Below are 23,287 nucleotides of genomic sequence, written 5' to 3'. Positions count from 1 at the left end.
GAACGTGATGAGAAAGTACGAAATTATGTACATCATCCGCCCAAATATTGAAGAAGAAGCAAAGAAGGCTCTAGTTGAGCGCTTTGACGGAATCTTAACTGAAAATGGTGCGGAAATCGTGGAATCAAAAGATTGGGGTAAGCGTCGTTTAGCTTATGAAATCAATGATTTCCGTGATGGTTACTATCAACTAATCAAGGTGAATGCTGAACCAGCAGCTGTTGAAGAATTCAACCGTTTAGCTAGAATCAACGAAGATATCATTCGCCAAATCGCAATTAAAGAAGAAAAATAAGTATTAAAATAGATCATTTCGATTTTGCATGTTTTCCGTTAAAACATGTATTTGGAGGAAGGAGTTGATTCTGATGATCAATCGAGTGATTTTAGTTGGTCGTTTAACAAGGGATCCTGAACTACGCTATACTCCAAACGGAGTAGCCGTCGCTACCTTTTCGTTGGCTGTGAATCGTCCATTTTCTAATCAACAAGGTGAACGTGAAGCTGACTTTATAAATTGCGTAGTTTGGAGAAAACAAGCAGAAAATGTCGCAAACTTTCTTAAAAAGGGAAGTCTTGCTGGTGTTGATGGTCGGATTCAAACACGTAATTATGAGGGACAAGATGGGAAGCGTGTCTATGTGACAGAGGTTGTAGCGGAAAGTGTTCAATTCCTTGAACCTAAAGGTAGTTCAGGTGGAAGAGGCGATTATGCAGCTTCTTTTGGTGGAGCTCCACAAGCAGCACCACAACAAGCACCTTTTGGAAAAAACTATCAGAATCAACCACAGAGTCCGAATCGAAATAATAACCAAGGCTATACTCGTCTAGATGAGGATCCATTTGCCAACGATGGCCAAATTGATATCTCTGACGACGATCTGCCATTCTAATAATAACTTGAACGTAATAGATAAAAATAGGTAAAGGAGTGAAATCACTATGGCAATGGGTGGACGCAGAGGCGGACGTGCAAAACGTCGTAAAGTTTGCTATTTCACGGCAAACGGAATCACTAACATTGATTACAAGGATGTTGATTTACTAAAAAAATTCATCTCTGAACGTGGTAAAATTTTACCTCGTCGTGTGACTGGTACAAGTGCTAAATACCAACGTAAATTAACAATTGCAATCAAACGTTCTCGTACAATGGCATTATTACCATATGTATCAGGTGAATAATTATGATAAAGGACATCATATTTGATATGGTGTCCTTTTTTTATGTCGTTCTATAAAAGTTGAATCTCTTAGCCTTGGTCGTTAAAATATAAGCATAGAATAATAATAAAAGGAGTGTCATTTTGAGAAATGTCCATCGACTGACAGAAGGAGCAATATTACTAGCCCTTTTTGCGATCCTGTTAGGAATTACCCTATATGTACCAATCTTAGGAACGGTTGTTAACTTTTTTCTATCCTTACCTTTTATGATATTTGCGGCGAAAAATAAGCGAAAAGATGCTGCTGTTTTCCTAATTGCATCGCTGCTCATCTCCTTAATCATTGGTACGTTTCTGGCTTTGCCGCTGACACTTGCTTTTGGTTTGACTGGTATCGTAATAGGTGATTTCATTCGAAACGGAAAACCAAGAAATACGGCATTTATTGCCGGCTCAATTGTTTTTCTATTTAACCTTGTCATTGTATATGTAGTTACAGTTGTTTTTTTAAGCATTAACTTTATTGAGGATAGTATACAATTATTAAGGGAAAGCATTGAACAATCAACTCAGATTGTTTCAAGTCTAAGTTTATTAGGAGAACCGGATGAAGCAATGATTCAGCAATTATATGCTGCGGTTGAACTCCTTCATACTCTGACCCCTTCTCTGTTTGTGTTATTTTCTTTTATAGCTGTATTTATCATTCAACTTGTATCATATCCAATTTTAAAAAGACTTGGAATGAAGGTTGTAGTGGGTGAGCCGTTTCGAAATCTAAAGTTGCCAAGAAACATTCTTTACCTTTTCATCCTTGCCTTTTTAGCCAGTCTCATTTTTCAACCTGATAGTGGAAGTTATTTTCATTTGGCTTTATCAAATATCTCGTATATATTACAATTACTAATAATCATACAAGGTTTTTCCTTCATAACGTACATATCTTATCAGAAAAAGTGGCCAAAGGCTGTTCCGATCTTAGCACTTATCTCTATAATGCTCATACCTATAGTGCTTTATATTGTCTGGATTTTAGGTATAATTGATTTAGGTCTCGATTTAAGGAACAAATTGACACGTTAATAACACTACTGTTTGGGAGCTGAAAATATGCCGTTTAATTTAAATAAAAAACCTTTTTATTCCTTTTTATATGGATTAATAGGGATAACAGTGGTGCTTCTTGGAGTATTAGCTTATTATAATTGGCTATTAGGTGTGATAGGGGGTATCTTAGTAGCTATTCCCTTTACTTTTATCTTTATTTTTGACCAAAGGGAAAAAAGGCAAATAGAAGATTATATAGCGACTTTGTCTTACCGCGTAAAAAAGGTGGGCGAAGAGGCATTAATGGAAATGCCCATTGGAATTATTTTGATTAATGACGATTATTACATTGAGTGGGCAAATCCTTTTATTTCCTCCTGCTTTTCCGAGGATAAATTAATTGGCAGATCTTTGTACGATGTTGCGGAGTCACTTGTTCCATTAATAAAACAAGAGGTAGATACTGAAATTATTACCTTACACCAACGGAAATTCCGTGTCATCCATAAGCGTGAAGAAAAACTCCTCTATTTTTTAGATATTACAGAACAAGCCGAGACGGAAAAGTTGTATGAAGAGGAAAAAACGGTCATTGCACTGATTTACCTTGATAACTATGATGATGTTACACAGGGAATTGATGATGCGACAAGGAGTAGTTTAAATAACTCAGTTACCTCGGTATTAAATAAATGGGCCCAGGAGAATGGCATATTTCTTAAACGCGTTTCATCCGATCGATTAGTGGCTGTGTTTAATGAGAGCATTCTTCAAGAATTAGAAAAAGGGAAATTTATTATTTTAGATGAAGTTCGTGAAGTTACAGCTAAGCAAAATATTGCTCTTACCTTAAGTATCGGGGTAGGTTCTGGAGTGACATCGCTTCCAGAATTAGGAGCACTGGCTCAATCAAGCTTGGACCTGGTCCTAGGAAGAGGGGGAGATCAGGTAGCCATCAAGCAAACGAACGGAAAGGTGAAATTCTTTGGAGGAAAGAGCAACCCGGTTGAAAAGCGGACACGGGTGAGAGCAAGGGTCATTTCACATGCTCTGAGAGAATTAGTAGTTGAAAGTGAAAAGGTATTTATCATGGGTCATAAAAGTCCTGATATGGATGCAATTGGCGCATCAATTGGGATTTTAAAGGTGGCTCAAGCCAATGATCGAGAAGGCTATATTGTTATTGACTTTAATGATATTGATACAGGGGTAAGGCGATTAATGGATGAAATTCGCAAAAATGAGGCTTTATTTTCACGCTTTATTTCTCCAGAGCAGGCTTTAGAGATTGCAACCAATGAATCTTTACTTGTGATTGTTGATACCCACAAACCTTCCATGGTGATTGAAGAGAAATTAATATCAAGCATTGACCATGTGGTTGTTATTGACCACCATCGTCGCGGTGAGGAATTTATTCACCAACCATTATTGGTTTATATGGAACCTTATGCCTCATCGACATCAGAGCTAGTTACCGAATTGCTTGAATATCAGCCTCAAAACGGTAAAATTGAGATGTTAGAGGCAACCGCTCTTTTAGCTGGTATTATTGTCGATACAAAGAGTTTTACGCTTAGAACGGGATCGAGAACCTTTGATGCGGCTTCTTATCTTCGATCACGTGGGGCTGATACGGTACTCGTACAGAAATTTTTAAAAGAGGATATTCAGACTTATGTTAAGCGAGCCAAATTAATTGAAAATGTTATAACGTATCATGAGGGAATTGCCATCGCAAAAGGAAACGATGATGAAATATATCATCAAGTTTTAATTGCACAAGCGGCAGATACGCTATTGACAATGGATGGAATAAAGGCCTCATTTGTAATCTCTAAACGTTCGGATGATCTAATTGGGATCAGCGCCCGTTCTTTAGGGGATGTCAATGTGCAATTGATCATGGAGGCTCTTGGTGGTGGCGGCCACTTAACGAATGCTGCTACTCAATTATCAGGGATCTCCACTGATGAGGCTGAGGGACAATTAAAATTGGCGATTGATGAATATATGGAAGGGAGACAGCAAGAATGAAGGTAATCTTTTTAAAAGATGTGAAAGGTAAGGGAAAAAAAGGCGAGGTAAAGAATGTAGCAGATGGTTACGCCCATAATTTCCTACTCAAACAGGGATTGGCAGTGGAGGCAAATGCAGCAAATATTAGTTCGTTGAATGCCCAAAAGAAAAAAGAAGAACAACTAGCTGCTGAAGAATTGGCCCAAGCGAAGGAATTAAAGGACACATTGGATAAAACGACCGTTGAATTAACGGCTAAATCTGGTGAAGGTGGCCGTCTATTCGGTTCGATTACAAGTAAGCAAATTGCAGAAGAATTACAAAAGACTCATAAGATCAAAGTCGACAAACGCAAAATTGAACTAGTAGATGCCATTCGCGCACTTGGCTATACAAAGGTACCTGTAAAGCTACATCCAGAAGTAACGGCAACGTTAAATGTTCATGTTAAAGAAGTATAGGTTAAGGATTACTAATTTTGGAAGTTTCTTTTTAAAATAAACATGTTATCATAATAGAGGAATGAAAATGTGATCAGATTCACTCTGGTCACATTTCTTAAACTGTTTGAAATTCATTAATATATATATTTTTGTTCCCTCTTTCACTCGATGTTTAAGCAAAATCACATAGATCATGTTTATGTGGTAAATGTTTATTAGTTGAAACAGGGTTTTTTATTTTTGAATGTTATTTTTATAAAAAGTAGATTCCTGGTTTTGTAGATTAGATTTTTTATAGATATATGGATAAGGCGCTTCCGCTTACGCTTTTCTATTAAGGGAGGTCACATTGAATGAGTGATATTATGACAGAGCATCTGCCACCGCAAAATGTAGAAGCTGAGCAGGCGGTGTTAGGGGCAATTTTCCTTGAGCCTTCTTCTTTAACGACTGCATCTGAAATATTAACTCCTGATGATTTCTATCGGGGGGCCCATCAACGTATTTTTGATGCCATGATTAGCCTTAATGATAAAGGTGAGGCTGTCGATTTAATTACGGTTACAGAGGAATTATCAAATGCCAATATTCTAGAAGATGTGGGTGGCATTGGTTATTTAACAGAGCTTGCTGGTTCGGCTCCAACCGCTGCTAATATTGAATATTACGCTAAGATTGTTGAAGAAAAGTCGATTCTCCGTCGTTTAATTCGGACGGCAACCAATATTGTCCAGGATGGTTATACACGGGAAGACGAGGTTGAAACGCTATTAAGTGAAGCAGAAAAAAGCATTTTAGAAGTTTCACAGAAAAAGAAAGCTGGATCCTTCCATCATATTAAAGATGTTCTTGTGCGAACCTATGACAATATTGAAACATTGCATAATCGGGCCGGAGATGTGACTGGAATCGCAACGGGCTTTGCCGAACTTGACAAAATTACAGCTGGATTTCAGCGCAATGATTTAATTATTGTGGGTGCTCGTCCATCAATGGGGAAAACGGCCTTTGCCTTAAATATTGCTCAGAACGTTGCAACGAAAACGGGCGAAAATGTGGCGATCTTTAGTTTGGAGATGGGCGCAGAACAACTGGTTATGCGTATGCTTTGTGCGGAAGGAAATATTGATGCTCAGAGATTACGGACAGGTTCTTTAAATGATGAGGATTGGGGTAAACTTATGTTGGCAATGGGAAGCCTGTCAAATGCAGGGGTTTTCATTGATGACACACCAGGTGTAAAAATTCAAGATATTCAAGCAAAGTGTCGTCGTTTAAAGCAGGAACAGGGTGGCCTCGGGATGATTATGATTGACTACTTACAGCTAATCTTAGGAAGTGGTCGTCATTCTGATAATCGTCAACAAGAGGTCTCAGAAATCTCACGTTCATTAAAAGGACTTGCACGTGAACTACAAGTACCGGTAATTGCTCTTTCTCAGCTTTCCCGTGGCGTAGAGCAACGTCAAGATAAACGACCAATGATGTCAGACATTCGTGAATCAGGAAGTATTGAGCAGGATGCCGATGTTGTGGCTTTCCTTTACCGGGATGATTATTATGATAAAGAATCTGATAACAAGAATATTATCGAAATCATTATTGCCAAGCAGCGTAACGGTCCAACTGGTACGGTCTCTCTCGCCTTTGTTAAGGAATATAATAAATTCGTTAATCTCGAGCGGCGATTCGATGATTCTTCGATGCCATCAGGTGCTTAGACGTGCCAGGTACCTTTCTTTATTTAAGGTACCTGGTAACTTTTTTATAAAAAGGTATTGCCAAAATCTACAACTATATGATAATATAAAAAGCGTCGTCATCAGTAGGAGCCATTAGCTCAGTTGGTAGAGCAATCGCACCGATTCGAAGAATCTGCGATCTGTAACAAAAGCAAGAGGCTTTTGGCGCACAAAGAGCACAATCAACCTTTAGGACAAAGTATTTAGTAGGAGCCATTAGCTCAGTCGGTAGAGCATCTGACTTTTAATCAGAGGGTCGCAGGTTCGAATCCTGCATGGCTCACCATCCCAAGTTGGCCCGTTGGTCAAGCGGTTAAGACACCGCCCTTTCACGGCGGTAACACGGGTTCGAATCCCGTACGGGTCATCAGAAAAGCAGAAGTGCCCATAGGAACAAAAGCTTTTTGTTCCTATGGGGTAACTTCAAGGAAGAGTACCCTTAGTACACACTCTGGTGCTGCAGCTGTATATAATATATATTATAGAATGGTCCGGTAGTTCAGTTGGTTAGAATGCCTGCCTGTCACGCAGGAGGTCGCGGGTTCGAGTCCCGTCCGGACCGCCATTTCCTTTAAATATGATGTGAATTATTTATATAACACAGTTACGAAGGCTGATTAGTCGTTCTTTAAATGAACAGACTGATCAGTCTTTTCCTGTTTTCCATTACAGGACTAAAAACCAACTAAACGCAATTCAATTATCTCTAATCTTTATCGATATCTCTAGTGAATTATAGCTATAACTATAGTAGCAATTCCACCCATCTTATTGAAAAGGATGAATGGAAAGCGATAAAATGTTAAAGTAGAATAGGAAACATCCATCTATTAAGCGTTTAGCGGAAGTTTAAAAACATGTTCCTACCTAACGGAAATTGAAAGGAATGCAAAGATGAATAAAAAAATACTAGTTGTTGATGACGAAAAGCCTATTGCAGATATATTACAATTTAATCTTAAAAAAGAAGGATACGAGGTAGAATGTGCCTATGACGGAGATCAGGCTTTGGAAATGGTCGAAGCCATTACCCCTGACCTGGTTTTATTAGATATCATGCTTCCACAGAAAGATGGGATGGAAGTATGTAGGGAAATTCGTAAAAAATATGAAATGCCTATTATTATGTTAACGGCAAAAGACTCCGAAATTGATAAGGTACTTGGACTTGAACTTGGAGCAGATGATTATATTACGAAACCCTTTAGCACAAGAGAATTAATTGCCCGTGTAAAAGCTAATTTGAGAAGACATAATCAAGTAGCAACAGCTCAAGAGGAAGATGAAAATAATGAAATTACCATTGGTTCATTAACCATTCATCCGGATGCTTACATTATTTCCAAACGTGGAGAAACGATTGAGTTAACCCACCGTGAATTTGAATTGCTTCATTACTTAGCAAAACATATCGGTCAAGTTATGACACGTGAGCATTTATTACAGACTGTTTGGGGGTATGACTATTTCGGTGATGTCCGAACTGTTGACGTGACTGTAAGACGCCTAAGAGAAAAAATTGAGGATAGTCCAAGTCATCCACTCTGGATTGTAACTAGAAGAGGAGTCGGCTATTATTTAAGAAACCCTGAGCAGGAGTAATCATGATTTATGAAAAATGAAAGAATTTTACAATCTATGCACTCAAAAACAGTGCTCATTTTTATGTTATTAGTTCTCCTTGTTATGCAAATCATTGGTGTTTATTTTGTCCGGCAACTAGAGACGACACTTAAGGATAATTTTAAAACATCGATTCATGATAAGGAGCATTTACTTGATTATTACATCCAAGAACAACTAACAAAGGAAAGAACAGAAGACGATCTCCCATTAGAGGTAGAATTAAGAAGTTTACTTCAGGATTATCGAACAGAGGATATTTTAGAAGTTAAGGTGATTGATGGTCAATCACTGAAAATATTAGGTACTTCTGATGCCAATAATCAACATCTTGTTGGTCAAAAGTCAACAGATACAAGGATCATGAGAGTGATTGCGACTGGCCAAACAGATGATCAAGAATTTATTGACCGTGATAATGGGAATCGAATTTGGGTTTTATCAACAGCCATTACTAAAAATGGACAAGTCATAGGGGCCATTGACTTTGTTGCGAATATAGAAAATGTTTATAAACAGATGCGAGAAATTAATCATATTTTTATTACGGGGACAGGGATTGCTTTAATTGTCACCATTATTGTTGGTTATCTCTTAGCTAACGCCATTACGAAACCGATAAGGGACATGAGAAAACAGGCCATTGCTTTATCAAGGGGAAACTATTCGCGAAAGGTAAAAATTTATGGCAATGATGAAATTGGTCAATTAGCGAATACCTTCAATAATTTAACGAAAAAACTTCAGGAAGCACAATCAACAACAGAAAGTGAAAGACGAAAACTATCCTCTGTTCTTTCCTTTATGACAGATGGCGTGATCGCTACTGACCGACGGGGAAGGGTGATCTTAATTAACGATCAGGCAGCAAAAATGCTGGACGTTTCACGTGAAACAATTCTATCAACCCCGATTGTAGAAGTGCTTGATTTAGAAGATGAATATACATTTGAAGAGTTAATTTCTGAAACGGATAATGTGATTTTGAACTATAGTACGGAAACAACTCCATATATTTTGCGGGCTAACTTTTCGGTTATTCAACGGGAAACTGGATTTGTAAATGGCCTTATTGCCGTATTGCATGATATTACGGAACAGGAAAAGATTGATATGGAGCGGAGAGAATTTGTAGCTAATGTTTCACATGAATTAAGAACACCTTTAACGACGATGAGAAGTTATTTAGAAGCGTTAAGTGATGGGGCATGGAAAGACGAGGAAATTGCTCCTTACTTTTTAAATGTAACCCAAACAGAAACGGAACGAATGATCCGCTTAGTAAATGATCTTCTACAGCTTTCAAAAATGGATAGTAAGGACTATCGACTATCTAAGGAATGGGTTGATTTAGTTGCTTTTTACAACCAAATTATTGACCGCTTTGAAATGACGAAGGATCAAAACGTCTCATTTGAAAGAAAGCTCTCTGAAGAATCCATCCTACTAGAAATTGATCCAGATAAAATTACCCAGGTTATTGATAATATCATTTCCAATGCATTAAAGTACTCTCCTGAAGGTGGGCTGGTCACATTTAGACTGAAAGAACTTGAGGGTGAGGTTATCTTTAGTGTGACCGACCAGGGGATGGGAATCCCAAAGGGGAACCTTGAACGGATTTTTGGCCGCTTTTATCGGGTTGATAAGGCAAGAACTAGAAAACTGGGAGGTACTGGTCTAGGCCTTGCGATTGCAAAGGAAATGGTTGAAGCCCATAATGGACGAATTTGGGCAAGGAGTATTGAAGGAAAAGGGACGACCATTTTCTTTAGTCTGCCATACAACAAAGATGAGGAGGATGATTGGAATTGAAATATGAAAAGGCAAAATCCATCCTCTTGACGATTCTTGTTGTGTTAGGCTCCATTTTAACCTGGAATTTGTGGACCTACCAGCCCAATGTCGAAGAATATGAAAAAAGGTCGACTGTTAAAGAAGTTTTACTAAGTTCGCCCAAAGATTTAAAGGATATAGTTAAAGTCGATCAAATTCTTTTCACTATAGGTGGGATTCATTATGGAACTGCCTCAGGTGAGAGAATTGATGCGGTGATGAATAAAATAAGCAGTTGGCACTTTCACTCTTTTAGAAATATACCCTTTCATCAAGTTGATCCTGTGTCGATAACGAAGCAGCATGATTCCTTGCAGATCCTCTATCCAAGCGATCTATCGAGTGATTTATTTTCGTTGATTTATAAACTGAATGGCGACATCCCATCGTTTCAATTTGATCAAATATTGATTGATTTTGAACGATCTGAAGGGGAAAATGGGATTGTTTACTTTATTTCACAGGAAAATGAATTGGCCTATTCAAGTCGTGTTTCATTATCATCATTGACTGATTTTATAAGTACATCGTTCAATGGGGCGAAACAGCTGGCTACCTTTTTTCCATTTACCTTAGAATCGGGAAGAACCATCTATTTGCCAGAGAAAAGGAAGGAACTCGTATATAATCAATATTTAATTAAAAGAAATATTGACAGTGATGAGTTAAAAAATGCCTTATTTAGCAAACCTAGTCTAGTGCAAAAATACTCTATTACAACTGGTTATGAGTTTACAGATGGTCAAAATTTAATGAGAGAAAATACAGATAATCATACCATTACGTATATTGATCCTTCTGATGCAGGAAGTCGAAACAGTGTATCTAATAACTTTGACTTAATTCGAAAAAGTATTGATTTTGTTAACAATCATGGTGGTTGGACGGATCCATATCGATTTGTCAGCTTTGATGAGAAAAGAAGTACCGTACATTTCCGTATGTATGGCCCTGATGGATATCCTGTTTTTGGTGATAATCAACCAATTTCAAAACTTGAAGTAGAATGGGGTACGTCTGAAATTAGCCGCTACAATCGTAATAATTTTTCTTTAGGACATTTAGCCAACAGTCAAATCAAAACGTTGGACTCTGGCCATATTGCCCTAGAAAGAATTCACTCATTGAATTCTTTTCAACCGAAATTATTGCAAAATGTAAAAATTGGATACAAAATGGCTTTGAACACTCAAACACGATTAGTCTCATTAGAACCGAGTTGGTTCTACCTTTATGATGGTAATTGGATGCCTCTAAATGAGATTGAAACTGGGGGGAATGAAATTGGATTGGAGTAAAATTAAAAACATATTCATTATTTCCTTCCTCATCCTTGATTTGTACTTGATTATTGAGCTCGTTGAGATGTTTCAATTAAGTGAATATGATGTCAAAGCCGAAACAGAGTCTTCAATTGAAACGAGATTAAAGGCAGATGAAATTCAAATATCTGTTCCCTTACCTAAAAATAACGTCCAAGATTACTTATTAAAGGCAAAGCCTAAAACGTTTACGATTGAGGATACAGAGAAATCCATACTTGCTGATCAAAATGTAACCATTCAACAGAATGGAACGATGCTAGAATCGACTTTAAAGGAACCTTTAAAAATCTCAGAGAAGTTTGGACCAAATGAATTAAATCAATTTATTAAAGAACATGTTTTACACGGAACTCAATATACGTTTTGGAACAAAAGCGATGATGGTTCAACAGTTACGTATACGCAACAATATAATAATAAAAAGCTTTTTAAAAACGAGCATGGACAGATCACCTTTTATATAAATGATTCAAATGAGATTGATTCCTATACGCAAACCTATTTGGATGAGATCCAAGAATTATCAAATCCCGAAAAAATCATTCAACCCATCAAAGCAATTGAAACTTTATTTAACAAGGATGAGCTCCCTCCTAAAAGTAAAATAACGAATGTGGAGTTAGGCTATTATACACTTGTCCCGGTTCTTCCAGATACAAGACAAGTACTGAATCCAGCGTGGTGTTTTGAGATTGAAGGGAAAGGAAAGTTGTACGTAAGCGCATTTGAGGGCGAAATTGTCACGAACTTAAATAATACGACAGAGAAAAAAGAAGCAATGGAGTGAGGAGAAATGGCGTTGAATTTTAGTGTCCTCGCTAGTGGGAGTACGGGGAATGCCATCTATGTAGAAACAGAGGAACATTCATTTTTAGTTGACGCCGGTTTAAGTGGAAAAGCAATGGAAGGCCTATTTCAACAAATAGGGCGAAATATTAAAGATTTATCTGGTATTTTTGTAACCCATGAACATAGTGACCATATTAAAGGTGTTGGAATTCTAGCAAGAAAGTATCAATTACCAATCTATGCAAATGAAAAAACATGGAATGCAATGGACCCTCTTATTGGTAATGTACCAACAGAACAAAAATTTATCTTTAATATGGAGACGGTTAAAAGTTTTGGTTCGCTTGATATTGAATCTTTTGGCGTCTCTCATGATGCCGTAGAGCCGATGTTCTATGTTTTCCATCATGAAGGGAAGAAAATAGTTCTGATCACCGATACTGGATATGTAAGTGATCGAATGAAAGGAATTATTTCAAATGCTGATATTTATGTATTTGAAAGCAATCATGATGTGAGTATGTTGCGGATGGGGAAATACCCTTGGAATATAAAGCGGAGAATTTTGAGTGATGTTGGACATGTTTCCAATGAGGATGCAGCTCTTGCGATGAGTGAAGTTATTGGTGATCGCACAAAACGAGTATATTTGGCTCATTTAAGTATGGATAATAATATGAAGGATTTGGCTAGAATGTCTGTAACGCAAACACTTGAAAGTAAAGGGATGATCGTAGGTGAACAGTTTTCCCTTTATGATACAGATCCGAAGAATCCTACCCCTTTGACTGCTGTCTAAGGGGTTTTTATTTTTATTTTTCAAGAGTTAGTGAGTATAATAAAGGGTAGATAGGTAAAATAAAGCATAGTGAATTTTAAGGGAGAAAGGATGGGATTCATCTTGGGTTTCTATGATCAGCAAGAAGATCAAAATCACTATAGACCACAAAAATCAAAGAGGAAGAATTATCTCCTTACGAGTTTGGTAGGTGCAATTATAGGGGGATTGCTTGTCATCTTAATTCTACCTGCACTTTCAAATTATGGACTTCTTCCCTATTCAATTCAGCCAACAAATGGGGCAAACACTGAAAAAGGCGGTACAGAGGGTAACACGATTACGCAAGGTGTCTCACTTGAAGTGGAAACGGGAATAACAGAAGCAGTGGAAAAGGCTGGAGATGCAGTAGTCGGAATTACTAACCTTCAATCCTCAAGCTTTTGGTTAGAACAAGGGGCAAGTCAAGAAGCGGGTACCGGTTCAGGTGTTATTTATAAAAAGGCGGGGGATAAAGCGTACATAGTAACAAATAATCATGTCATTGAAGGCGCAGATCAACTTGAAGTAACTTTATCAGATGGAACAAAAATTCCGGCTCGAACAGTTGGAACAGATCCATGGACGGATTTAGCTGTAGTTGAAGTAGATGGCGCTCAGATTAAAACGATAGCTGAATTTGGCGACTCAGATGCATTAAAAGTAGGTGAACCCGTAATTGCGATTGGAAATCCATTAGGTCTAGGCTTCTCAGGTTCTGTTACAAGCGGAGTTATTTCAGGACTGGAGAGAACGATTCCTGTTGACTTAAATGGTGATGGGGTTGAAGATTGGCAGGTAGAGGTTCTTCAAACAGATGCCGCGATTAACCCTGGAAATAGCGGCGGGGCTTTAATTAATATCGCTGGACAGGTTATTGGAATTAATTCAATGAAAATTGCTCAAGAAGCAGTAGAAGGGATTGGACTCTCTATTCCAATCAATTCAGCGATACCAATTATTGAGGATTTAGAGAAATTTGGTGAAGTGAAGCGACCTACAATGGGAGTCACGATTCGTAATTTAACTGAAATTGCTTCTTATCATCAACATGAAACATTGTTACTGCCTAATGACGTCAAAGAAGGTGTTATCATCGAGAGTGTCCTTCGTAATTCCCCAGCCGATCGTGCAGGTTTACAAGAACTAGACGTTATTTATGAAATAGATGGGGAAAAGATTCCAGATGTTATTTCATTACGCAAACATCTATACAACGAAAAGCAAGTCGGCGATAAAATGACAGTGAAATTTTATCGTGAAGGGAATAAACAAGAAGCTACATTAACATTAGCCGGTGAAACATACTAATTGTGGATAAGTCAGGAGAGCTGTGGAAGCTCTCCTTTTTTGTGTGTTATGATAGGAAAAGATAAAATTATCCACATGTTGATTATTATCGAATCTTGGAAATTATAAAAGTTCTCATGCAGGCACATTAATTAGAAGATATATCCCATTAAATCAAGCTTTTCCAAGTAATATTTTATTAATTTTCAGATATGCACAGGTGAAAAATTGTGTCGAAATATAGGCATATATCTTGTAGGGAACGAACGATCCCACACAATATGTGGATAAGAATGTGAATATGTGGATAACTTCTGTGGGTATGTTGTTTGTAATCTGTTTGTAAAATGTTTATAAAGTGAGGATAAGTTGTGAATATCTCAATCGTTACCATTGGAAAATTAAAAGAAAAGTATTTAAAAGCAGGAATTCAAGAATATTTAAAGCGATTATCAAGTTATGCGAAAGTAGAAATGATTGAATTGGCAGATGAAAAGGCCCCGGAAGAACTAAGTCTAGCTGAAATGGAGCAAGTCAAACAAAAAGAAGGAGAAAAACTTTTGGGCAAGATATCTACAGATACGTATGTTATTGCCCTTGCAATCGATGGAAAGATGAAGTCATCTGAGGAGTTGGCTGATTCCCTAGACAAATTAGCTACTTATGGGAAAAGTAAAATTGCCTTTGTCATCGGTGGTTCACTAGGTCTAAGCGACGAAGTACTCAACCGAGCAGATGAAAAGCTATCCTTTTCTAAAATGACCTTCCCCCATCAGCTCATGCGGTTGATCTTGTTGGAGCAAGTGTACCGAGCATTTCGGATTAATCGGAATGAACCGTATCATAAATAGATGCGGTTCCTACATTAATTACCTAAATGGTATATGAAAAGGTTGTATTCGTAGATTTTGTTGAGTTTAATAAACCTGTCAATTTCCATTACAAGAACTGAAAAAACAATACATTAGGGATGTGACAAGATGAAATATAGTAAAAAAATCATGTTAAAATTAATAAATGAGCACCGTGAATTGCATGATGAGCTAAAGAAGATAAAAGTCGAAATGGGCTTAGAGAAAAATTTAGCCATTAAAGCGCTATACCATTCAGCCGTAGCGGATAATGGTCCATATATGAAAGACTATCAAGCTTTAGATCGCTTGCAATAATAGTAAGGCCCTGTTTTGTTTTAGTTGCGAAGCAGGGTGTTTTTTTGATTTGACTGTCAATTATGTGCTCAGTTACACATTTATTAAATGGGTCAATAAGGTGTATAAACACTAAACTCAGAAAATTTTATAAGACCGATTAGGCTAATATAAGGGGGCTAAAAAACTGCTAGTTAGCCAAGTAGGGTGAACCGTATCATAAGTAAATGAGGTTTATTAGAATATTTATTCTACCTAAAGCAGAAAAAAAGCGGAAGGTACTCCCTCTGTGAAACTAGCTCTATTTATGTGTTGTGCAAAGAGTGTCAGACACCATTAAAGGTGGCTGGCACTTTTTTGTTTGATCGGGAAGTTAAAGGGGTATTCACTGTAATAAGTTAGATACCTAGCAAGGGGGATTGTAGAAATAAACGAAAGGGAAAGGAATTGATAGCTAACATGCGGTTGAATAAAAGGCTAATATTGGTTTTCTGTTTTATTATGGTTTGCTTTTTATCAGCTTGTGCCGAGAAGGAAAAGCTTGCCGACGGATCTGAACTGATACATAAAAATAAATTTGTTTTTGCTGCATCGGGTGAGTTTAAGCCATTTAGTTATATGAATGAAGATCTCACCATGTCAGGCTTTGATATTGAGGTTGGCGAAGCCATTGCAAGAGAAATGGGCCTTGAACCAGTTCAAAAACGAATCAAATTCAAAGGGATTGTAGAGGGGGTCAAAACAGGTCGTGCGGATGCAGCAGTTGCTAGCCACACGATCAATCTGCAGCGGAGCAAACATGTTTCCTTCAGTACTCCCTACTATTATTCTGGACCGCAAATTTTCACTAGGCCGGACAGTCAAATTAAGACTGTCAAAGATTTAGCGGGCAAAGAGGTAGCTGTAGCAAAAGGTTCGACTTATGCGGATACCGCTTCTAAGTATACAGACAACATAAAAAACTATGACAGCGATATTACCGCTTTAAAAGCGTTAAGTGGAGGACGGCATGATGCAGTCATTACAGATTTTGTCACTGGGAAAAATGCTGCAAAGGAAGGGTTTAAGATTAAAGGGCAGGAGTTAATTCATCGCAGTGAACAAGCCATTGTACTGCCTCAGGATAACCCACAACTATTGAAGAGAGTAAACGAATCCTTGGAAAAACTCCGGGAAAACGGGACACTCACTCGGATTAGTATTAAATATTTTGGTGAGGACATTACCATTAAACCAGAATAGATTTATGTCACGGATAGAAAGGAAGTAGGTACATTGCCAAGTTTTTCACATTTTTTTCAAACACTAACAGAAACAAAAGGTGTATTCTTAAAAGCAATGCTTTTAACATTAGAGTTGACAGCTGTTTCTATCTTAATCGGAATCATTATAGGACTTTTCTTTGCCTTATTAAAAATCTCAAAAATAAAAGTGTTAGAACTCATTTCAGATATATATGTCTATTTGGTTCGTGGAACCCCACTGATTGTTCAAATATTTATCCTCTACTTCGGAATTAGCGGGATTTTCCTCCTTCCTGATTTCTGGGCCGCTTCACTTGCCCTAGCGTTACATAATGGAGCCTATATTTCTGAAATCCTTCGAGGCGCAATTCAGGCAGTCGATAAAGGACAGATGGAGGCAGGACGCTCTTTGGGGATGACAAAAGTGCTGACCTTAAGAAGAATTATTCTTCCGCAGGCATTCCGCCGGGCGTTGCCGCCTTTAGGCAACCAATTTATCATCAGTTTAAAAGATTCTTCGTTAGCCGCATTTATCTCTATGAATGAGCTGTTTAATGTCGCGACAACTCTAGGTTCCAATAATTTTGATGAAATGACTTATTTACTCATTGTAGCAGTCTACTATTTATTGCTAGTGGCGCTGATGACATTTGTAGTAAACCGATTTGAACTGAAATTAGCAGTAAGCGACAGATAGGAGGCGAGGACGTTGGACACAAGAGAAATGATTAAAATAAATCAATTAAATAAATCATTTGGAGACTTACATGTATTAAAAAATATCAATATGACAGTTTTCGAGAATGATGTCGTTTGTTTAGTAGGAGCAAGCGGCTCAGGGAAAAGCACCCTCCTTCGCTGTTTGAACTTTTTAGAAAAAAAGGATAACGGCAATATTATCATTGAAGGAAATGAAGTCGACCCAAGTACCGATAACCTCAATAAAATTAGGGAAAGGGTAGGGATGGTGTTTCAACATTTCAACTTATTCCCACACAAAACCGTTTTGGAAAATATTATCGAAGCACCGATCATGGTAAAGGGCGTTGACAAAGAGGAGGCTATCTCCAAAGCAAAAAAATTGCTGAATAAAGTAGGCTTGGAGGATAAGTCAGATGTCTATCCTAGTAAACTATCAGGCGGGCAGAAGCAACGGGTCGCAATTGCTAGAGCACTTGCGATGGAACCAGACATTATGCTTTTCGATGAGCCAACCTCAGCACTCGATCCTGAGCTTGTGGGAGAGGTCTTAACAACTATGAAAGATTTGGCTGAAGAAGGAATGACAATGGTTGTTGTTACCCATGAAATGGGATTTGCTAAAGAAGTAGCGGATTGGATTGTATATATGCACGATGGAGAAATTATTGAACGCGGCAATCCTGACCAATTTTTTAACGATCCGAAAGAGGAGCGAACTCAGGAGTTTTTAAAGTCGACAATGCTAAAATAAACACGAGGTCCTGTCTATATGTTTAGGCAGGACCTCTTACCTTTATGTAGATTTATCACGTGAATCCTACAAATAAGTAAAATGAGGTCGGTAGTTTTTTAAAAATAGAGATCAAAAGTGGGAACCTTCAAATCCTTAATTTTTAACTAAACCCACTCTTAAAGGAGAGTGGGTTTTTAAGTCTTTGAATAACTTTAAACATAAATGGAACTTAATTCTTCTGTTCGATAAGCATCGAGAAATAGCTGTCCAAGGTTCCCATTTCCTTTGAAACCTAAATCACGAAGGCCATTATCGATCACTGTTAAGACAGATAGAACTTTTTCAGCGAAGGCATTTTCACCCATATGACCAATACGCAAAATGACATCTTCATATTGTGCCAAAGAGGTAGCAATGTATAGATTGTATGTTTCTTGGATGTGTTGTTGTAATCGTAATGCGCCGATTTCTTCTGGAATGACAACAGCAGTTACGGTATTAGAGCATCCTGATTCTAAAAATAATGATAGTCCGTATTCTTGTATTGATTTCCGCACCGCGTTTGCAATTTTTGCATGCCGCTCATAAATGGCTAATTGACCTTCTTCTAAAATATTGTTTAGTGCAACATCCAACGATTCAATATTCATAGCAGGCATTGTATAAGGTAAGGTTCCTTTTTCTATATACCCTTCAAAAATCTGCAGGTTTGCATAAAATGAAGCAATTGGTGTTTTACGATAATTCATCGCCTTTTTAGCGTCTTCACTAATGGAAACGATCGCTAAGCCAGTAGGTGCTGAGATCGCCTTTTGCGTACCTCCACAGCAAATATCAACCTGACTTTGATCGACATCGATGGATTCACCAACCATCCCAGCTACTGAATCAACGACTGTTAGAATGCCATATTCTTTTAATAATGGAGAGAGTTGGCTGACATCATTTAAGATGGACGTTGGTGTATCACAATGAACAAATGTGGCATATTTGAAGTCATGATCTTTTTCTAAATAGTTGCGTACTTCTTCAACAGGTATTTCTTTATGATAGTCAAAGCTTAAGACAACAGGTTCTCCTCCGTACATACTAACAAAGTCTTTAAAGCCTTCCCCATATATTCCATTATCGAGTACAAGGACACGATCCCCCGGTTCGGTTAAGCTTGCACAGGCAGCCTCTAAAGCTAGAATTCCTTCTCCAGCAAGCAAAAGTACTTCACTTTTCGTACCCATGACCTGTCCCATTTTTTTGCATACGTCATTGTAATAGTGGATGAATTCTTTGTCAAAATCAGTATTATTTGATTTTCTAGCTAACGCCAAGCGTACATTCTCACGTACGTCTGTTGGTCCTGGTGCATAGCTTGGCTTAAATCTCATATTCATCATTCCTTTAAATATTATAGTAATATTACAAATTAACAAATTTCTTATTTATTTTTTCTTATTATACATCATCATTTGTTATATTTGGGCGAGATTATATAAAAACATATTTAGTTAAGTTATGTGAATTGAATCACAATTAAATGAGTTTATTATGGGAATTAGATTGCCCTTAAACATAAAAAAGAATGATCGTCGGATTTCCCCATTTATGGGATATTAATCCAATGATCATTCTACCTAAAGATTGATATTATTTAGTTTTTACCATTCTTTTGGCTCGTAGTTTAAGTCTCTAAATAATTGAGTTCGCTCTTTCTTAGATAGATCCCTCCATTGTCCAGGAGGAAGATTGCCTAAATGGATATTCATAATTCGGATTCTTTGCAATCGGTACACCTCATACCCACACTCAGCGCACATTCGGCGAATTTGACGATTTAGTCCCTGTGTTAAAATGATTTTAAAATCATATTTTGATAATTGGGTGGTTTTACAAGGAAGTGTTTTTGTCCCTAATATTTTCACACCTTCTGACATCTTCTTTAAGAATTCAGGGGTAATGGGCTTGTCCACCGAAACGATATATTCCTTTTCGTGCTTATTTTCAGAACGTAGAATTTCGTTAACAATATCGCCATCATTCGTAAGGAGGATCAAACCCTCTGAATCCTTATCCAAGCGCCCAATATTAAATACTCTTAATGGATGGTTGACCAAATCCACAATATTTCCCTTTACAGCCTTTTCAGTTGTACTCGTAATCCCTACAGGTTTATTTAAGGCGATATAGACATTATTTCTTGCTACTCGGATGGGATTTCCATCTACTCGAACATCATCCCCAGGTTTAACTTGGGTGCCTATCGTGACACGTTTCCCATTGATTGTAACTCTGCCATCAGTAATTAATTTATCGGCGCCTCGTCTAGATGATTTTCCAGATTCACTTATATATTTATTAATGCGCATATGACACATCCTTAATCAGATGATTATTTTATCCAGATACTTTACTATACTTTATAATAGGGGGTAATCTCAATAGGTTTAACTCATCTAGAAGCGGCTGATCTCTACATAAATATGTTGGGACAGCTCTTTTTTATTTTTTAAAAAAAGGGTGTAATTTTAAATCTCATTATAAAATTTTATAAAGCTACAGTTTATTAATTAAAGAAAAGCATAATCTATATTTAGATCGAGCCCATTTTTTTTGATTTAAGGTTGGAATAAGTCTCGATAGTAAACCCTAATTTTCCTTAAATACCTATTGCAATCGTACAAAATTCGACATTTACTTTTTTCTCTTATAGAGTGTCGTTAAATGAAAGGAAGGTCTTATGGCGGAGAAAATTCTTGAGAAAAAGTTTCGGAAAACATTAGTAATATTACTGTTCTTAGGTTGGGCATTAGGTAACCTTGACCGTTACTTAATCAATTATGCCATCGTGTATATTGGAGAAGACCTTGCTTTAACCGCTACGGAGACAGGTCTGATTTTAAGCTCATTCTTCCTAGGATATGCCTTGATGCAATTACCTGGAGGTCTTTTAGCGGATAAGTTTGGTGCAAAGAAAGTATTATTAACAGCAGTGATTGTATGGTCTATTTTTACAGGTTTAACTGCGGTTGCATGGACATTAAGTATGATGGTCATCATTCGTTTTCTATTCGGAATTGGTGAAGGTGGTTTTCAACCTTCAGCTTCAAAGATTATTTCATCATCTTTCCCTGTGAATGAACGAAGTAAAGTAATGTCGATCATGCTTTCTTCTGGCGGGATTATGGCGATGCTTGTACCAATTATCTCAGCTGCACTCCTACTAACAATAGGTTGGCGTGCGTTCTTTGTTATTGCCGGATTATTGGGAGTTGGGATTGCAATTCTATATTCGAAATATGTACCGAAGGATGAAATAGCAAAAGAAACCAATCAAGGGCATAAAGTAAAAGACATATTAGGGATCTTATTTAAAATGCCATTAATGTGGAGTTTAGTTGTCGCATACTTTACTATTTATGCGGTAAACTGGGGGCTAAATTCTTGGATGCCTAAATATTTGACAGATGTACGTGGGCTTGATTTAGTTTCCATTGGCTGGTTACAAATGATTCCTGGTGCTATTCAAATTATTGCCATGATCGTATTTGGTTATCTAATCGATAAATTAGATTTGAAAGTAAATAAATTCATTGGTGCAGTTTGTGCATTGATCTTATCTGGATTTTTATTTCTAATGTTTAATGCAGAATCCATTGCATTATTTATAACTTTTCAATGTATCGTCACCTTGCTATTGACTTTCGTTGTGTTATTATTGCCATCATTTATATTAAAAAGAATTCCTTCAAGTTATGCAGGAACAGCTATGGGGATGGCAAATACCGGAGGACAATTAGCAGGATTTGTTACGCCTACTTTAATAGGATTCATGGTTGATGTGTTTAATGGTTCCTATAACGCTGCAATGTGGCTATTAGTAGTCATTTCCATTATTTGTGTGGGTGCGATTTTAACCATCTCTCTAAAAAATCAGGTTTTTAAGGAGGTTGAACATGGGAATATCGCATAATTCATCCTTTAAAGTAAGTGACTATCTCCAAGAAAGAAAACGAACGTTTACAACAATTAGTGATAAAATCTGGGCTAAACCAGAATTGCATTTTAAAGAGAAGTATGCTGTTTCAGTAATGGAGGAAGCATTAAGAGCAGAAGGATTTGCAGTTGAAAACAATGTAGCTAATCTAGAAACGGCGATTATGGGTAGCTTTGGCAGTGGCCCAACCGTTATTGCATTTTTGGGAGAGTATGATGCCTTGCCATTTTTAAGTCAAGAAGGGGGTAAGGTTGAATATTCACCAATAGAGGAAAATGGTAACGGACATGGTTGTGGACATAATTTGCTCGGAACTGGTGCATTTGCAGCAGCAGTGGCAGCGAAAGAGTATGTTGAAAAAACAAATGCACCGTTTACGATTCGATTTTATGGTTGTCCGGCAGAAGAAAACGGATCAGGTAAAGCCTACATGACAAAGCATGGTGTGTTTGACGATGTGGATATGGCGATTACTTGGCATCCCATGACAACCAATACAACTTGGAATATTACGTCACTAGCGAACTATGCGGTGACATTCAAATTTACAGGAAAGAGCGCTCATGCTGCAGCAGCCCCTCATTTAGGACGCAGTGCTTTAGATGCAGTGGAGTTAATGAATGTTGGCGTAAACTACTTGCGTGAACATGTTATCCAAGAGGCACGTATCCATTATGCTGTCATTAATAGCGGAGGTACATCCCCAAATGTAGTTCAACCATATGCAGCGGTTTCTTATTTAATTCGCGCACCAAAGAAACAGCAAGTAGTAGAGATCCATAAGCGTGTTCAAAAAATAGCTCAAGGTGCTGCATTAATGACTGAGACAAGCGTTGAGGAACAATTTGATGGGGCAGCTTCGAATTTAATTCCAAATACTACGCTTGCAAAAGTAATGCAGCAACAGTTTGATGATGCACCAGCCCTTCAATTTAGTGAAGAGGATTTTTCCTTTGCAGAGCAAATTTATCAGTCATTAGATAATGAAAGTAAAGCTTCAGCGTATAGTAATATGACACCCCGACAAAAGGAATTAATAGGGAATAAGCGTCTGTGTGAACTGGTACTACCATTATCATCAGAGAGGGCTTTGTACGGATCTACAGATGTGGGAGATGTTAGTTGGAAAACACCAACTGTGCAATGTACAACAGCCTCTATGGTTCTTGGTACACCGCTCCATACTTGGCAAGTAGTTACAGTGGGGAATACGCCAATTGGACATAAGGGCATGCTCTATGCAGCCGATATTATGGCTCGTACGGCAATTGCTTGTATGGAAAATCCAAAAATGATTGAAGAAGCCAAACAGGAATTACATAACCGTTTAAACGGTGAAAAGTATGTTTCGCTTATTCCAGAGGAATAAAAACGG

22 protein-coding genes and 3 tRNA genes are annotated in these 23,287 nt (G+C 37.6%); 23 read left to right on the top strand and 2 right to left on the bottom strand.

Annotated features, from left to right (window positions below):
- Window positions 1-7: 7 nt before the first annotated feature.
- The 21 genes from rpsF (at window position 8) to R4Z10_RS20935 (ending at window position 17,942) form a co-directional block, all read left to right on the top strand.
- Window positions 8-295: a 30S ribosomal protein S6 gene (gene rpsF / locus R4Z10_RS21035; protein WP_338471218.1), complete on the top strand. Its 288-nt coding sequence runs from the start codon at window positions 8-10 to the stop codon at window positions 293-295.
- A gap of 73 nt (window positions 296-368) precedes the next feature.
- Entirely contained in the window at window positions 369-893 is a 525-nt protein-coding gene (gene ssb, locus R4Z10_RS21030; protein WP_338471217.1) for a single-stranded DNA-binding protein, read from the top strand.
- A 55-nt stretch (window positions 894-948) separates the two neighbouring features.
- Complete coding sequence (gene rpsR, locus R4Z10_RS21025) at window positions 949-1,185, top strand: 30S ribosomal protein S18 (protein ID WP_338473299.1); 237 nt, start codon at window positions 949-951, stop codon at window positions 1,183-1,185.
- A gap of 122 nt (window positions 1,186-1,307) precedes the next feature.
- A complete protein-coding gene (locus tag R4Z10_RS21020; RefSeq protein ID WP_338471216.1) occupies window positions 1,308-2,249 on the top strand; it encodes a YybS family protein in 942 nt (313 codons plus the stop codon).
- Window positions 2,250-2,276: 27 nt separating this feature from the next.
- On the top strand, window positions 2,277-4,250 hold the full coding sequence (locus R4Z10_RS21015) for a DHH family phosphoesterase (protein ID WP_338471215.1): 1,974 nt from the start codon (window positions 2,277-2,279) through the stop codon (window positions 4,248-4,250).
- Complete coding sequence (gene rplI / locus R4Z10_RS21010) at window positions 4,247-4,693, top strand: 50S ribosomal protein L9 (protein ID WP_338471214.1); 447 nt, start codon at window positions 4,247-4,249, stop codon at window positions 4,691-4,693. Before R4Z10_RS21015 ends, rplI begins: the two co-directional genes overlap by 4 nt.
- A 335-nt stretch (window positions 4,694-5,028) precedes the next feature.
- Window positions 5,029-6,396 carry a replicative DNA helicase gene (dnaB, locus tag R4Z10_RS21005; RefSeq protein WP_338471213.1) on the top strand — a complete coding sequence of 456 codons (1,368 nt, stop codon included), beginning with the start codon at window positions 5,029-5,031 and terminating at the stop codon, window positions 6,394-6,396.
- 231 nt (window positions 6,397-6,627) lie between these two features.
- A tRNA-Lys gene (locus R4Z10_RS21000) sits at window positions 6,628-6,703 on the top strand.
- 9 nt (window positions 6,704-6,712) lie between these two features.
- A tRNA-Glu gene (locus R4Z10_RS20995) sits at window positions 6,713-6,784 on the top strand.
- 121 nt (window positions 6,785-6,905) lie between these two features.
- Window positions 6,906-6,982 (top strand) — tRNA-Asp (locus tag R4Z10_RS20990).
- 329 nt (window positions 6,983-7,311) lie between these two features.
- The gene (yycF, locus tag R4Z10_RS20985; protein ID WP_338471212.1) at window positions 7,312-8,019 is read left to right on the top strand and encodes a response regulator YycF; all 708 of its coding nucleotides are present in this window, start codon (window positions 7,312-7,314) and stop codon (window positions 8,017-8,019) included.
- Window positions 8,020-8,028: 9 nt separating this feature from the next.
- Window positions 8,029-9,855 (top strand): cell wall metabolism sensor histidine kinase WalK, encoded by a 1,827-nt coding sequence (walK, locus tag R4Z10_RS20980; RefSeq protein ID WP_338471211.1) that lies wholly within the window; start codon window positions 8,029-8,031, stop codon window positions 9,853-9,855.
- Entirely contained in the window at window positions 9,852-11,174 is a 1,323-nt protein-coding gene (gene yycH / locus R4Z10_RS20975) for a two-component system activity regulator YycH (RefSeq protein ID WP_338471210.1), read from the top strand. Before walK ends, yycH begins: the two co-directional genes overlap by 4 nt.
- Window positions 11,161-11,988, top strand: coding sequence for a two-component system regulatory protein YycI (locus R4Z10_RS20970; RefSeq protein WP_338471209.1), 828 nt, complete (start codon window positions 11,161-11,163; stop codon window positions 11,986-11,988). The genes yycH and R4Z10_RS20970 overlap by 14 nt, the downstream gene beginning before the upstream one ends.
- A 6-nt stretch (window positions 11,989-11,994) precedes the next feature.
- On the top strand, window positions 11,995-12,789 hold the full coding sequence (locus R4Z10_RS20965) for an MBL fold metallo-hydrolase (RefSeq protein ID WP_338471208.1): 795 nt from the start codon (window positions 11,995-11,997) through the stop codon (window positions 12,787-12,789).
- Window positions 12,790-12,891: 102 nt separating this feature from the next.
- A complete protein-coding gene (locus R4Z10_RS20960; RefSeq protein WP_338471207.1) occupies window positions 12,892-14,118 on the top strand; it encodes a trypsin-like peptidase domain-containing protein in 1,227 nt (408 codons plus the stop codon).
- Between the two features lie 350 nt (window positions 14,119-14,468).
- Window positions 14,469-14,948 carry a 23S rRNA (pseudouridine(1915)-N(3))-methyltransferase RlmH gene (gene rlmH, locus R4Z10_RS20955; protein ID WP_338471206.1) on the top strand — a complete coding sequence of 160 codons (480 nt, stop codon included), beginning with the start codon at window positions 14,469-14,471 and terminating at the stop codon, window positions 14,946-14,948.
- Window positions 14,949-15,077: 129 nt separating this feature from the next.
- Window positions 15,078-15,266, top strand: a complete 189-nt coding sequence (locus R4Z10_RS20950) for a hypothetical protein (protein WP_338471205.1) — start codon at window positions 15,078-15,080, stop codon at window positions 15,264-15,266.
- A 438-nt stretch (window positions 15,267-15,704) separates the two neighbouring features.
- A complete protein-coding gene (locus R4Z10_RS20945) occupies window positions 15,705-16,487 on the top strand; it encodes a transporter substrate-binding domain-containing protein (RefSeq protein WP_338473298.1) in 783 nt (260 codons plus the stop codon).
- Window positions 16,488-16,520: 33 nt separating this feature from the next.
- Window positions 16,521-17,186: an amino acid ABC transporter permease gene (locus tag R4Z10_RS20940; RefSeq protein WP_338471204.1), complete on the top strand. Its 666-nt coding sequence runs from the start codon at window positions 16,521-16,523 to the stop codon at window positions 17,184-17,186.
- Between the two features lie 12 nt (window positions 17,187-17,198).
- Entirely contained in the window at window positions 17,199-17,942 is a 744-nt protein-coding gene (locus tag R4Z10_RS20935; protein ID WP_338471203.1) for an amino acid ABC transporter ATP-binding protein, read from the top strand.
- Window positions 17,943-18,136: 194 nt separating this feature from the next.
- Here R4Z10_RS20935 and R4Z10_RS20930 read toward each other — a convergent pair whose 3' ends face one another.
- Both R4Z10_RS20930 and rluF read right to left on the bottom strand, forming a co-directional pair.
- Complete coding sequence (locus tag R4Z10_RS20930) at window positions 18,137-19,312, bottom strand: alanine--glyoxylate aminotransferase family protein (RefSeq protein ID WP_338471202.1); 1,176 nt, start codon at window positions 19,310-19,312, stop codon at window positions 18,137-18,139.
- A gap of 264 nt (window positions 19,313-19,576) precedes the next feature.
- Complete coding sequence (gene rluF, locus R4Z10_RS20925; protein WP_338471201.1) at window positions 19,577-20,293, bottom strand: 23S rRNA pseudouridine(2604) synthase RluF; 717 nt, start codon at window positions 20,291-20,293, stop codon at window positions 19,577-19,579.
- A 362-nt stretch (window positions 20,294-20,655) separates the two neighbouring features.
- Here rluF and R4Z10_RS20920 point away from each other — a divergent pair, with 362 nt between their 5' ends.
- Both R4Z10_RS20920 and R4Z10_RS20915 read left to right on the top strand, forming a co-directional pair.
- Entirely contained in the window at window positions 20,656-21,888 is a 1,233-nt protein-coding gene (locus R4Z10_RS20920) for an MFS transporter (protein WP_338471200.1), read from the top strand.
- Window positions 21,872-23,281, top strand: coding sequence for a M20 family metallopeptidase (locus tag R4Z10_RS20915; protein ID WP_338471199.1), 1,410 nt, complete (start codon window positions 21,872-21,874; stop codon window positions 23,279-23,281). Before R4Z10_RS20920 ends, R4Z10_RS20915 begins: the two co-directional genes overlap by 17 nt.
- The last annotated feature ends 6 nt before the right edge of the window (window positions 23,282-23,287 follow it).

The sequence above is a fragment of the Niallia sp. XMNu-256 genome, from assembly GCF_036670015.1.
Classification (GTDB): domain Bacteria; phylum Bacillota; class Bacilli; order Bacillales; family Cytobacillaceae; genus Bacillus_BD.
The sequence above is the reverse complement of the archived record's forward strand: the minus strand, read 5'-3'. Positions and strand labels throughout refer to the sequence as shown.

What these genes read in the sequence shown, in the direction of transcription:
- R4Z10_RS20920 (WP_338471200.1), top strand. Translation starts at nt 20,656, where the DNA reads ATGGCGGAGAAAATTCTTGAGAAAAAGTTTCGGAAAACATTAGTAATA.
- rplI (WP_338471214.1), top strand. Translation starts at nt 4,247, where the DNA reads ATGAAGGTAATCTTTTTAAAAGATGTGAAAGGTAAGGGAAAAAAAGGC.
- R4Z10_RS20930 (WP_338471202.1), bottom strand. Translation starts at nt 19,312, where the DNA reads ATGAATATGAGATTTAAGCCAAGCTATGCACCAGGACCAACAGACGTA.
- ssb (WP_338471217.1), top strand. Translation starts at nt 369, where the DNA reads ATGATCAATCGAGTGATTTTAGTTGGTCGTTTAACAAGGGATCCTGAA.
- R4Z10_RS20965 (WP_338471208.1), top strand. Translation starts at nt 11,995, where the DNA reads ATGGCGTTGAATTTTAGTGTCCTCGCTAGTGGGAGTACGGGGAATGCC.
- R4Z10_RS20950 (WP_338471205.1), top strand. Translation starts at nt 15,078, where the DNA reads ATGAAATATAGTAAAAAAATCATGTTAAAATTAATAAATGAGCACCGT.
- walK (WP_338471211.1), top strand. Translation starts at nt 8,029, where the DNA reads ATGAAAAATGAAAGAATTTTACAATCTATGCACTCAAAAACAGTGCTC.
- R4Z10_RS20915 (WP_338471199.1), top strand. Translation starts at nt 21,872, where the DNA reads ATGGGAATATCGCATAATTCATCCTTTAAAGTAAGTGACTATCTCCAA.
- R4Z10_RS21015 (WP_338471215.1), top strand. Translation starts at nt 2,277, where the DNA reads ATGCCGTTTAATTTAAATAAAAAACCTTTTTATTCCTTTTTATATGGA.
- rpsF (WP_338471218.1), top strand. Translation starts at nt 8, where the DNA reads ATGAGAAAGTACGAAATTATGTACATCATCCGCCCAAATATTGAAGAA.
- dnaB (WP_338471213.1), top strand. Translation starts at nt 5,029, where the DNA reads ATGAGTGATATTATGACAGAGCATCTGCCACCGCAAAATGTAGAAGCT.
- rpsR (WP_338473299.1), top strand. Translation starts at nt 949, where the DNA reads ATGGGTGGACGCAGAGGCGGACGTGCAAAACGTCGTAAAGTTTGCTAT.
- rluF (WP_338471201.1), bottom strand. Translation starts at nt 20,293, where the DNA reads ATGTGTCATATGCGCATTAATAAATATATAAGTGAATCTGGAAAATCA.
- R4Z10_RS20945 (WP_338473298.1), top strand. Translation starts at nt 15,705, where the DNA reads ATGCGGTTGAATAAAAGGCTAATATTGGTTTTCTGTTTTATTATGGTT.
- yycF (WP_338471212.1), top strand. Translation starts at nt 7,312, where the DNA reads ATGAATAAAAAAATACTAGTTGTTGATGACGAAAAGCCTATTGCAGAT.